A 12,934-nucleotide genomic window follows, 5' to 3' on the forward strand; every position below is an offset into this window, starting at 1 on the left:
AAAGCCGGTTTACCGCTACTTTAACCCCATTCTGTTGAGTCCCTGACGGCCGAGCATCGCCACATTGAAATATCTTGCCTCGTTTCATACAACCCTGAAGGTTTCACGTTATCTGTTCAGAGCGCTGGCGGTATTACTGTGGCTGCTGATTGCGTTTGTCTCTGTGTTCTATATCGTCAATGCCCTGCACGAGCGGGAAGCCGAGATCCATCAGGAGCTCAATCTCAACGCCGATCAGGCCCAGCGCTATATTCAGCGTACGGCGGACGTGATTAAAGAGCTGAAGTACGTCGCCGGTAACCGCTTGTCGGCAGGGGACGCGGTAGCGCAAGGGCAAAACGGCGATATAGCGGTGCCCAACTTTGAACCCCTGTACCCAGATTCCGACTGCAGCGCGATGAGCAGCACCTGGCGTAATTCGCTGCAATCACTGGCGTGGTTTATGCGCTACTGGCGGGATAATTTTACCGCTGCCTACGACCTTAACCGCATCTTTCTCATTGGCAGCGATAACCTCTGCATGGCCAACTTTGGCCTACGGGACGTGCCGATTGAGCGCGATCAGGCGCTGAAAGTCCTGCATCAGCGCATTGAGCAATATCGCAACGCGCCGCAAAACGAGCGCGGCAACAACCTGTTCTGGATAAGCCAGGGCATGCGCCCCGGCGTGGGCTACTTTTATGCCCTGACCCCGGTCTATATGGCCAACCGTCTGCAGGCGATGCTCGGCGTGGAGCAGACCATCCGTATGGAGAGCTTCTTCACGCCAGGCAGTTTGCCGATGAGCGTGACGATTTTTGACGATAACGGCCAGCCGCTGATCTCGTTGGCCGGCGCGGAAGGCAAAATCCAGAGCGAAGCGAAGTGGATGCAGGAGCGGATGTGGTTTGGCTACAGCGCAGGCTTTCGCGAGCTGGTGCTGAAAAAAAGCCTGGCGCCGTCCTCCTTAAGTATCGTCTATTCCGTTTCGGTGGACCAGGTGCTGGAGCGGATCCGCATGCTCATCATCAACGCCATCATTCTCAATATTCTGACCGGAGCAATGCTGTTTGCGCTGGCGCGAATGTATGAGCGGCGCATTTTTATCCCGGCGGAAAATGATGCGCAGCGACTGGAAGAGCATGAACAGTTCAACCGCAAAATCGTGGCCTCAGCCCCGGTGGGGATCTGTATTCTGCGCACCGTCGACGGGACCAATATTCTCAGTAACGAGCTGGCGCACAACTACCTGAATATGCTGACCCATGAGGATCGCCAGCGGCTGACGCAGATTATCTGCGGCCAGCAGGTCAACTTTGTCGATGTGCTGACCAGCAACCATACCAACCTGCAGATTAGCTTTGTCCATTCGCGTTATCGCAATGAAAACGTCGCCATTTGCGTGCTGGTGGACGTTTCCGCCCGCGTGAAAATGGAGGAGTCGCTGCAGGAGATGGCCCAGGCGGCTGAACAGGCCAGCCAGTCGAAATCGATGTTCCTTGCGACCGTCAGCCATGAGCTGCGTACCCCGCTATACGGCATCATCGGTAACCTCGATCTGCTGCAGACTAAGGCCCTGCCGAAGGGCGTTGATCGCCTGGTGACGGCGATGAACAACTCTTCCAGCCTGCTGCTGAAAATCATCAGCGATATTCTCGATTTCTCGAAAATCGAGTCTGAGCAGTTGAAGATCGAGCCGCGGGAGTTTTCCCCGCGCGAAGTGATGAACCATATCTCTGCTAACTATCTGCCGCTGGTGGTACGCAAGCAGCTGGGTCTGTACTGTTTTATCGAGCCGGATGTCCCGGAGCAGATGTCCGGCGACCCGATGCGCCTGCAGCAGGTGATCTCTAACCTGCTGAGCAATGCGATTAAGTTCACCGACACCGGCTGTATTATCCTGCACGTCCAGTGTGCGGGGGATTATCTGCAGATCAGCGTCCGCGATACCGGGGAGGGGATCCCGGCGAAAGAGGTGTTGCGCCTGTTCGACCCCTTCTTCCAGGTGGGGACCGGCGTGCAGCGAAACTTCCAGGGCACCGGCCTTGGCCTGGCGATCTGTGAAAAGCTGATCAGCATGATGGATGGCGATATCGCCGTGGAAACGGAGCCGGGGATGGGCAGCCGTTTCACCATCCGTATCCCGCTGTATGGCGTGCAGAACACACCGCAGGTGACGGCGGACGGTTTCGCAGGCAAGACCTGCTGGCTGGCAATCCATAATACCTCGCTGGCGATGTTCGTCACGTCGCTGCTCAGCTATCACGGCCTGACGGTACGCCGCCATGCCGGAGAAACGCCGGACGCCGACGATGTCTTACTGACTGACGATGAAGCGCAGAGGGGCTGGCAGGGGAGTGCGATGGTCATCTTCTGCCGCCGCCATATCGGCATCCCGCAGGAGCGAGCGGCCGGAGAGTGGCTGCATAGCGTGACGACGCCGCATGAACTGCTGCCGCTGCTGGGGCGTATTTTCCACGTCGCCCTCGCCAGCGCGGAGAATAGCCGGGCGCTGATGGCGCCGGACGCGCAGATCGGTAATAACGACGACATGATGATCCTGGTGGTCGACGATCACCCGATTAACCGCCGTCTGCTGGCGGATCAGCTGGGATCGCTCGGCTACCAGTGCGTGACCGCTAACGACGGGGTCGACGCGCTCAACGTACTTAGCAAACAGCATATCGATATCGTGCTCAGCGACGTCAACATGCCCAATATGGATGGTTATCGTCTGACGCAGCGCATTCGTCAGCTTGGCCTGACGCTGCCGGTGATCGGCGTCACCGCCAATGCCCTGGCGGAAGAGAAGCAGCGCTGTCTTGAATCGGGGATGGACAGCTGCCTGTCCAAGCCGGTCACCCTCGACGTGCTGAAGCAAACGCTGACGGTGTATGCGGCGCGGGTACGTAACGGGCGGGAATAACGGGGAGCTCCGTCTCGCCGGGGCGAGACGGAGAAAACAAAGGGATTACTCTTTATCCGTCGAACTCAGCGAGACGGAGGAGAGGTAGTTCAGCAGCGCAATGTCGTTTTCCACGCCCAGCTTCATCATTGCCGACTTCTTCTGGCTACTGATGGTTTTGATGCTGCGGTTGAGCTTTTTAGCGATCTCGGTCACCAGGAAGCCTTCAGCGAACAGACGCAGCACTTCGCTCTCTTTCGGCGACAGGCGTTTATCGCCATAGCCGCTGGCGCTGATTTTTTCCAGCAGACGAGAGACGCTTTCCGGTGTGAATTTCTTCCCTTTCTGCAGCGCGGCCAGCGCTTTTGGCAGGTCGGTCGGCGCTCCTTGCTTGAGAACGATCCCTTCGATATCCAAATCCAGCACCGCGCTGAGGATCGCCGGGTTGTTGTTCATGGTCAGAACAATGATCGACAGATCCGGGAAGTGGCGCTTGATGTATTTAATCAGCGTGATCCCGTCGCCGTATTTATCACCGGGCATGGACAGATCGGTGATCAGCACATGGGCGTCCAGCTTCGGAAGATTGTTGATAAGGGCCGTGGAGTCTTCAAACTCGCCAACGACGTTCACCCACTCAATTTGCTCAAGTGACTTACGAATACCGAACAGTACGATCGGATGGTCATCGGCAATAATTACGTTCATAGTGTTCATGTATAAGGCTACCTTCTACAGCAAGCTCTTGACGTAAGCGTCAATGTCGCTGATATATTTTTCTATGCCTTGCGCATCCTTTTCGCGAATCAGATGCTCAAGCGTTTCACATAACTGCTTGCCGGGTATCAGATTAAGCATAGCAAATGCCCCTTTGAGGCGGTGGGCGGTTTGCGCCAGAGCAGCAAAATCGCCCGCTTCGATTTCAGTATACAATCTCTGAACATCATCCGGTACCGTATCGGCAAACAGTGCGTAATAGCCGCTGGCATGGAGTTCGGCGTTACTCTCGTTTCCTGAGGTGGCGGGCTGAACCGCCTCCTCCGCCAGCTGCTGCTCAATAAGCTGCAGGATAGCCTCCTGCATCGCCGTGCTAATATTAAAGTTGACCCGCAGTTGTCCCGGGCCGATCTTGCGTATCCCGACCTCATCATCGCTTAAAAGCAAGCCCGAAGCAGTAAGATTAGACGGATTATCCGTTAAATACAGATCGAACGCTTGACTTGTCGCCCGATCGTCCGGCGTGATGCAGGACGCCCCCCAGCTCTCCAGCTGGCGGGTGACAATCCGCCGCACTTCACTGGAAGTCACATCCAGCAGGACGATAACGTCATCCAGCAGATGTTCGCCCGCCTCTGGCGCCTCTTCGCTGGCCGGCATTTTCAGGTGCAGGGTATAACGCGTTCCCAGCGACTCCCGCGCTTTGATGGTCAACTGCCCACCCAGTTTGCGCGTCATGCGGTCGCACAGCCAGAAGGTGAGGGCGTTCGCCTTGCCGTACAGATCGCTCTGGGTCTCGTTGAGATACGGGAAGTGCAAATTGTCGATCTCGTTTGCCGAGACGCCGTTGCCAGTATCCAGAATACGGAAGGTCAAACGATCGCTGGCCGACTCGTCCTGGCAAACGTCGAGGGTGATCTTGCCGATAGGCGTGGTGGTGATGGAATACTGGATTAACAGTACCAGTGTGCGTCGCAGGGCTTCACGGTCACCGTAGCGCTGCTCACCGGCAGGAAGTGCGTTATTGATCAGCAGCTGCAGACCCTTGCGCTTCATCGCCGGCAGAACTTCCGGTACAACGTCATCGATCAGTTCCTGAACCGAGAACAGCGCCTGGCTGGTTTTCCAGGTGTCGCTTTCCAGCAGATTGGCGAGCTGAATGTCATCGATCAGTTTGACCAGCTCATCGGCATGCTGCGCCAGCGTTCGGTTCTCTGTACTGCTGAGCGCCGCCGCCTCTGCCGCCAGGTTCAGCGCGGGCTGCTTCAGGGCGCTGCCAATATGCTGCATAAAGGCCGCCCGCCCCTGCTGGTTTTTCTCATACAAGCGCTGGGCCTGCTTGAGCTTTTTATTGACCAGCACTTCGCGGTCCTGGTCTCGGATAATCAGGATCTGCGTGCGCGGGGCTACCTGGCTGCGATACTGGCGGATTTCATACTGCTCATTATTGACGGTAGCCTGAATCACCCCCTGATGCTGGTCCGCCATATTGGTGATGTTCTGCAGATTCAGGTGCGGAAGCAGATGGTCGGCAATAGGGTTGCTGATAAGGGTTCGGTTGGCTTCCTGATCGTGAACCAGTAGCCCCAGCGGCAGCAAAGAAACAATTTCTTCATTTATAGCGCGCAGCAGACGCAGTTCGCTGTTGGCGGCGGAAGGGAGCCCGGCGCCAGACGGACTGCTGCGTCCTTTAAAGTGACGAAAGGTGGTAAAACCAAACAGCGCCAGCGCCAGCAGGCCAATGTTGAGCAGCAGCGGCAGAAGAATATTCTGCAGGGCGGCCAGCAGCATGCTGCTCAGCGGTACCGTCCAGAGCAACTGCATACCGGTAGTGCTGATATCGGTGGCGATGTCGATCTGCATGCCGTTAAAGGTGATCCCGATATGGTCGGTTGTCTCTTTGTCAGGATTGGTGGCAAGGTTTTGCGACGGGTCTGGCTCGATACGGAAGCTGTCCAACGCCATGCCCGGCGGGATCAGATCGTTAATCGGCAGGTCGAAAGCGACCACCGTGGCCAGATGTCCAGGCTGGTTGAAGGTGGTGCGTAACGTAAAGTAGTGCGCGTTCTGCCAGGCGAGATGGCGCAGCGGCGAGAAGGTCTCGCGCTCATCAAGGGTATTGGCCTGCAGCAGCATCTCCGCGCGCCGGGATTCCACGACGCTACTGATCGTTGACTCTTTAAAGCTTGAGGAGAGGTCCTTCAACGGCAGGGTTGAGACCAGAATCAGGCTATTATCCAGACCATTGAGATAGTACATCGACCATGGGATGGTTTCCGCACCCCACAAAATATCGAGATAATCGGACATTTTCTGCGTCATCTCGAGGGTCGAGCTATCGTGGGAGCCAAAAATCAGCGCTTCGGTTTTACGCCGGGGCTTCTCAAGGTAGTAGACGTCCTGTTTTAAACGCGTCTCCTGCAAGCCACCGCTCGCAGCGTTAGCCGAGGTCGCGGCGATATTGTCGTAGATCTGCCAGGTGGCATAGCGCCAGGTGTCAATGCGCTGGTGCAAGGCGTGGGAGACATCAACCACCTGATAGCTCTTCTCTTTCAGCCAGGCATTGACGGCACTTTGAATCATCACCCCCATCGTCGCCAGCAGGACAATAACCATCAAAATGAAGAAGCGGCTGATGTTGCCGGGGATCAGGGAGAATTTTTTCGGGGTCATCTTGTGGCTGAACGACTCATCATTGTTTGTAAACAGGATGTAGCGCCAGAGTAACTGGCAACAAAGCAGATGCTGCAGGCAGTATAAAGGCTAATGGCGTAAATCCATACTACAGAATGGTGCCAGCGGCGCGATACCCTCCAGGAATTATCTTAGAATCGAAGCGCAAATGAAACCGCGCCAACAACGCTGACCAGTCGCGATATTGACAAAGTACAGGCGGAAGAATCGCACGAAATAACAAGACATTGGCTGAATAAGGGCAATTGACAGGCTAATTGATTGATTAATAGTCGTTAGGGAATTTTTTGCCGTAGCACAGATAAATTAAAGTTGTGTAAAGAAGGGTAAAAAAAACCGGATGCGAGGCATCCGGTTGAAATAGGGGGTAAACAGACATTCAGAACTGAATGACGGTAATAAATAAAGTTAATGATGATAGCGACTGTTATTTTAGTCACCAATGATAGTTTTGTTTTACCATTCAGTGCTATAGAGTTATTTGTCTGTATGTAATTGATTGTGAGGAAATAAATATTTTTTTTGATTATTAGTGCGTATTTCCCAGACCATTTTGTGGTGCAAAAAGTTCCGCCATTTTTACAAATTGAAACATCTTGTGGGCATTTTGAAACATCTTAGAAGTTTTAGTATCATATTCTTGTTGGATTATTCTGCATTTTGCAGCACAATGAAATAGCCGACTGATTAGAAGGGTAATCAGTAAGCAGTGGCATAATAAAAGGCATATAACAAACAGAGGGTTAATAACATGAAAGTTAAAGTACTGTCCCTCCTGGTACCGGCTCTGCTGGTAGCAGGCGCAGCAAATGCGGCTGAAATTTATAACAAAGATGGCAACAAATTAGACCTGTACGGTAAAATCGATGGTCTGCACTACTTCTCTGACGACAAGAGCGTAGACGGCGACCAGACCTACATGCGTGTAGGCGTTAAAGGCGAAACTCAGATCAACGACCAGCTGACCGGTTACGGCCAGTGGGAATACAACGTTCAGGCGAACAACACTGAAAGCTCCAGCGATCAGGCATGGACTCGTCTGGCATTCGCCGGTCTGAAATTTGGTGACGCGGGTTCTTTCGACTACGGTCGTAACTACGGCGTGGTATACGACGTAACGTCCTGGACCGACGTTCTGCCGGAATTCGGCGGCGACACCTACGGTTCTGACAACTTCCTGCAGTCCCGTGCTAACGGCGTTGCAACCTATCGTAACTCTGACTTCTTCGGTCTGGTTGACGGCCTGAACTTTGCTCTGCAGTACCAGGGTAAAAACGGCAGCGTCAGCGGCGAAGGCGCGACCAACAACGGTCGTGGCGCGCAGAAACAGAATGGCGACGGCTACGGTACTTCTGTAACTTATGACATCTTTGATGGCATCAGCGCTGGTTTCGCGTACTCTCACTCTAAACGTACCGACGATCAGAACAACCTGGTTCTGGGTAACGGCGACAACGCTGAAACCTACACCGGTGGTCTGAAATACGACGCGAACAATATCTACCTGGCCACTCAGTACACCCAGACCTACAACGCGACCCGCGCCGGTTCCCTGGGCTTTGCTAACAAAGCACAGAACTTCGAAGTGGTTGCTCAGTACCAGTTCGACTTCGGTCTGCGTCCGTCCGTGGCTTACCTGCAGTCTAAAGGTAAGGATCTGGAAGGCTACGGCGACCAGGACCTCCTGAAATATGTTGATGTTGGCGCGACTTACTACTTCAACAAAAACATGTCCACCTATGTTGACTACAAAATCAACCTGCTGGACGACAACAGCTTCACCCGCAACGCCGGTGTTTCTACCGACGACGTGGTTGCACTGGGCCTGGTTTACCAGTTCTAAGTCGCAAGCTGCACAAGAAAAAGGCGCCTCTGGCGCCTTTTTTTATGTCTGGTTTAACCTCGCTGGTATACTCTTGTCGCCCTGGTAAGAGGAGCCTCGACTAATGGACATGACTTTCTTTCGCGCCGCACTGCTGGGCGCCTGCGTACTGCTCTCTGGCTGCGATTCAGCCACCACCCCTGCGACCCCAGCTTCGACGGCCACCGTGCTGGATGGCAAAACCATGGGCACCTTCTGGCGGGTCAGCGTCATTGGCGTGGATGAGGCAAAGGCTGAGGCGTTGCGCGCCAAGGTTCAGGCCCAGCTGGACGCCGACGATCGCCTGCTCTCGACCTGGAAAAACGACTCGGCGCTGATGCGTTTCAACCACGCGGCGGATACCCGGCCATGGCCAGTGAGCGAAGCGATGGCGGACATCGTGACGCTGTCGTTGCGGATTGGCGCCAAAACGCACGGCGCGATGGATATTACCGTGGGGCCGCTGGTCAATCTGTGGGGCTTTGGCCCGGATAAACAGCCGGTCACCACCCCGGATGCCCAGGCGATTGCCGCGGCGAAGGCGCGCACCGGCCTGCAGCATCTGCAGGTTATCAATCAGAGCGGCAGGCAGTTCCTGCAAAAAGATATCCCCGATCTGTTTGTCGATCTCTCCACGGTGGGGGAGGGCTATGCTGCCGATCACCTCGCGCGATTGATGGAGCAGGAGGGGATCTCCCGCTATCTGGTGTCGGTGGGCGGGGCGCTGGTGAGCCGCGGGATGAACGGCGAAGGCAAGCCCTGGCGGGTGGCGATCCAGAAACCGACCGACCGGGAAAACGCCGTCCAGGCGATTGTCGACATCAATGGTCACGGCATCAGCACCTCCGGCAGCTATCGCAACTACTATGAACTCGACGGCAAACGTATCTCGCACGTCATTGATCCGCAGACCGGGCAGCCGATAACCCATAAGCTGGTCTCCGTCACCGTCATTGCGCCAACGGCGCTGGAGGCGGATGGCTGGGATACCGGACTGATGGTCCTCGGGCCGGAAAAAGCGCAGCAGGTGGTGCGCGAGCAGGGGCTGGCGGTCTATATGATCGTCAAAGAGGGCGAGGGGTTTAAAACCTGGATGTCGCCACAGTTCCGCACCTTCCTCGTCGGCGAGAAAAATTAAAAAGCAAGATTGCGGGTTTTTTGCTGCGGGCGTCGCCGCAGACTGAGGATACACTTACAGCAGGAGCCTCGTCATGAAACCGATAGTTGCCGATACCGATGACCGCCGCTGGCAGGCGGTCTGCGAACGTGATACCCGGGCCGATGGTCAGTTTGTCTTTGCGGTACTGACCACCGGCATCTGCTGCCGCCCTTCCTGCCGCTCGCGTCGTGCGCGGCGGGAAAACGTGCGCTTTTTTGCCGACGTCGCCGCTGCCGTGGCGGCGGGGTTCCGCCCCTGCAAACGCTGCCAGCCGGATAAAGACGATCCGCAGCAGCAAAGGGTCGACAAAGTGGCGCAGGCCTGCCGGTTGCTGGAGCAGGACGCGCCCCTGACCCTTGAGGCGCTGGCTCGTGAGCTGGCGGTCAGCCCGTTTCATTTCCACCGTTTGTTTAAATCCGTCACCGGTATGACCCCCAAAGCGTGGCAACAGGCGTGGCGCGCCCGACGTCTGCGGGAAGCGCTGGAGCAGGGGAACACGGTGACCCGCGCCGCGCTGGCGGCCGGTTTTCCCGACAGCAGCAGCTATTATCGTCAGGCCGATGCGGCATTAGGCATGACGGCCCGTCAGTTTCGCCGCGGCGGCGCCGCCACCGTGGTGACCTGGACCACGGGCGACTGCGCGCTGGGCCGCTGTCTGGTGGCGCAGAGTGAGCGTGGCGTTTGCGCCGTTCTGCCGGGCGATAACGATACGGCATTGCTCGACGACCTGCGCCAGCGCTTTCCCAACGCCGAGTTGCGCCAGGGCACCCCTGAGTTCCGTCGCCAAATGGCCGAGGTTTTCGCCCACCTCGACGACAGCCGGCGGCCGGTATCGCTGCCGCTGGATCTGCAGGGCACCGCCTTTCAGCTGCAGGTCTGGCAGGCGCTGCGGCAGATCCCGGCGGGCGAGACCCGCAGCTACCGCCAGGTAGCAGAGCATATTGGTCTGCCGCGGGCGGCAAGGGCGGTGGCTGGCGCCTGCGCGGCGAATTCGCTGGCGGTGATCGTTCCCTGCCATCGGGTGGTGCGGGAGGGCGGCGCGCTGTCCGGTTATCGCTGGGGAACGGCGCGGAAAGCGCAACTGCTGGCGCGCGAGGCCCAACACGAGGAGGAATAATGCTCGATCTGTTTAGCGATACCCCACCGTGGCAGGAGCCGCTGGCGCCCGGCGCGGTGGTGCTCCGACGCTTCGCCCGCGAGCGCGCCCCGGCGCTGCTGCAGGCGATTGCCGATGTCGCCCGCCAGTCGCCATTTCGCCAGATGGTCACGCCGGGTGGATACACCATGTCAGTCGCCATGACCAACTGCGGTGCGCTGGGCTGGACCACCGATCGCTACGGCTACCTGTACGACCCGGTCGACCCGTTAACCGATCAAACCTGGCCGCCGATGCCTGCCGTATTCCGCGAACTGGCCCTGGCGGCAGCCGCCGCCGGCGGCTATCCGAACTTTTCCCCCGACGCCTGTCTGATTAACCGCTATCAGCCGGGCGCAAAACTGTCGTTGCATCAGGATAAAGATGAACAGGATCTGCGGGCGCCGATCGTCTCGGTCTCGCTGGGTCTGCCGGCCATCTTTCAGTTTGGCGGGTTGCAACGCAGCGACCCGCTACAACGGCTGCTGCTGGAGCATGGCGATGTGGTGGTCTGGGGCGGCGAGTCGCGTCTGTTTTATCATGGTATTCAGCCGCTGAAAGCCGGGCATCACCCCGAAACGGGCGACTGTCGTTACAACCTCACTTTTCGGCAGGCGGGCAGTCGCCAGTATTAAAATAAGAATTATTCTTGATGTCATCGGCGAGCCGTTTAAACTGCTGGCTGTTTTGCTTTTCCGGATAGCCTGTTATGGAACTTCTCTCTCTCGTCTGGCGTCAGTATCGCTGGCCGTTTCTCGGCGTGATTGCCCTCAGTCTGCTCAGCGCCGCGCTGGGTATCGGCTTAATCGCCTTCATTAACCTGCGCCTGATTACCGCTGTCGATACCTCGCTGCGGGTCCTGCCGGAGTTTCTTGGCCTGCTGGGGCTGCTGATGGCGGTGACGCTGGGCTCCCAGCTGGCGCTGACCACCCTCGGCCACCATTTTGTTTATCGCCTGCGCGGCGAATTTGTTAAACGCATCCTCGATACTCAGATTGAACAGGTGGAGAAGATCGGCAGCGCGTCGCTGCTTGCCGGGCTGACCAGCGATATCCGTAACATCACCATCGCCTTTGTGCGCCTGCCGGAGCTGGTGCAGGGGATCATTCTGACCTTCGGCTCTGCCGCCTATCTGGCCTGGCTGTCAGGCAAAATGATGCTGGTGACGGCGCTGTGGATGGCGCTCACCATCTGGGGCGGTTTTGTGCTGGTGTCGCGGGTGTACAAACATATGGCCAGCCTGCGCGAAACGGAAGATAAGCTGTATCACGACTACCAGACGGTGCTGGAGGGGCGCAAAGAGCTGACCCTCAATCGCGAACGCGCGGAGTATGTGTTTAATCAGCTCTACCTCCCGGACGCCCGGGAGTATCGGCACCATATCGTTCGCGCCGATACCTTCCATCTCAGCGCGGTTAACTGGTCGAATATTATGATGCTTGGCGCCATCGGGCTGGTGTTCTGGATGGCCAACAGCCTCGGCTGGGCCGATACCGCCGTGGCGGCGACCTATTCCCTGACGCTGCTGTTTCTGCGCACGCCGCTGCTCTCCGCCGTCGGCGCGCTGCCCACCTTGCTCAGCGCCCAGGTGGCGTTTAACAAGCTGCGCCAGTTCTCTCTCGCCCCATATCAAGCCGAATTTCCCCGGCCGCAGGCGCATCCTGACTGGCAGACGCTGGAGTTGCGCGATGTCACTTTCCATTATCCGGACCAGCGCTTTGCGGTAGGGCCGCTTAACCTGACGCTGAAACGCGGCGAGCTGGTGTTTCTGATCGGCGGCAACGGCAGCGGCAAGTCAACCCTGGCGATGCTCCTGACCGGCCTGTATCAGCCGGTTTCCGGTCAGATCCTCGTGGACGGCCAGCCGCTGGCGGCGGATAAACCGGAGGAGTATCGCAAACTGTTCTCCGCGGTGTTTACCGACGTCTGGCTGTTTGACCGCCTGCTCGGGCCGCAGGGAGAGGAGGCCGATCCGGCGCTGGTGGCAACGTGGCTGGAGCGCCTGCAAATGGCCCACAAGCTGCAGCTGGAGAACGGGAAAATCGCCGACCTCCGGCTGTCGAAAGGGCAGAAGAAGCGCGTGGCGCTCCTGCTGGCGCTGGCCGAGTCCCGGGACATCATTCTGCTGGATGAATGGGCGGCGGATCAGGATCCGCATTTCCGCCGCGAGTTCTATCAGGTGCTGCTGCCGCTGATGCAGCAGATGGGGAAAACCGTGTTCGCCATCAGCCATGACGATCACTATTTCCAGCACGCCGATCGCCTGCTGGAGATGCGTGCCGGCCAGCTGTCCGAGCTCACCGGGGAGGAGCGGGCGCAGGCTTCCCGCGATGCGGTGGCCCGTACGGCCTGATGCTCGCCGCGAGCCCGGGGGAAAAGCCGGGCGCCGCGCCGCTGAAATTTTCAGCGACTACATTGCTGGCGGTTATTATTTCCCCCTCCTCGCGCTATGCTTAAGGCTTCCGGCCCGCAGGCCGGCTCACT

8 protein-coding genes are annotated in these 12,934 nt (G+C 57.5%); 6 read left to right on the forward strand and 2 right to left on the reverse strand.

The window, feature by feature from the left end; genetic code table 11:
* The first annotated feature begins 64 nt into the window (after positions 1-64).
* Entirely contained in the window at positions 65-2,905 is a 2,841-nt protein-coding gene (gene rcsC, locus AC3EMD_RS07555) for a two-component system sensor histidine kinase RcsC (RefSeq protein ID WP_032755032.1), read from the forward strand.
* A 45-nt stretch (positions 2,906-2,950) separates the two neighbouring features.
* Here the strand turns inward: rcsC and rcsB are convergent, their stop codons facing one another.
* Together rcsB and rcsD are read right to left on the reverse strand one after the other, a co-directional pair.
* A complete protein-coding gene (rcsB, locus tag AC3EMD_RS07560; RefSeq protein WP_004201684.1) occupies positions 2,951-3,601 on the reverse strand; it encodes a response regulator transcription factor RcsB in 651 nt (216 codons plus the stop codon).
* A 15-nt stretch (positions 3,602-3,616) separates the two neighbouring features.
* On the reverse strand, positions 3,617-6,274 hold the full coding sequence (gene rcsD / locus AC3EMD_RS07565; RefSeq protein WP_032755031.1) for a phosphotransferase RcsD: 2,658 nt from the start codon (positions 6,272-6,274) through the stop codon (positions 3,617-3,619).
* Positions 6,275-7,046: 772 nt separating this feature from the next.
* On the opposite strand from rcsD, the gene AC3EMD_RS07570 reads away from it, so the two are divergent.
* The 5 genes from AC3EMD_RS07570 (at position 7,047) to AC3EMD_RS07590 (ending at position 12,803) form a co-directional block, all read left to right on the forward strand.
* Positions 7,047-8,138, forward strand: coding sequence for a porin OmpC (locus AC3EMD_RS07570; RefSeq protein ID WP_008803977.1), 1,092 nt, complete (start codon positions 7,047-7,049; stop codon positions 8,136-8,138).
* 103 nt (positions 8,139-8,241) lie between these two features.
* Complete coding sequence (gene apbE / locus AC3EMD_RS07575) at positions 8,242-9,294, forward strand: FAD:protein FMN transferase ApbE (protein ID WP_023340560.1); 1,053 nt, start codon at positions 8,242-8,244, stop codon at positions 9,292-9,294.
* Positions 9,295-9,367: 73 nt separating this feature from the next.
* Positions 9,368-10,432: a bifunctional DNA-binding transcriptional regulator/O6-methylguanine-DNA methyltransferase Ada gene (gene ada, locus AC3EMD_RS07580; protein WP_023340559.1), complete on the forward strand. Its 1,065-nt coding sequence runs from the start codon at positions 9,368-9,370 to the stop codon at positions 10,430-10,432.
* On the forward strand, positions 10,432-11,085 hold the full coding sequence (gene alkB, locus AC3EMD_RS07585; RefSeq protein ID WP_016161572.1) for a DNA oxidative demethylase AlkB: 654 nt from the start codon (positions 10,432-10,434) through the stop codon (positions 11,083-11,085). The genes ada and alkB overlap by 1 nt, the downstream gene beginning before the upstream one ends.
* 74 nt (positions 11,086-11,159) lie before the next feature.
* A complete protein-coding gene (locus AC3EMD_RS07590; protein WP_016161571.1) occupies positions 11,160-12,803 on the forward strand; it encodes a multidrug ABC transporter permease/ATP-binding protein in 1,644 nt (547 codons plus the stop codon).
* Positions 12,804-12,934: the final 131 nt, after the last annotated feature.

The organism is Klebsiella sp. PK18 (assembly GCF_057784655.1).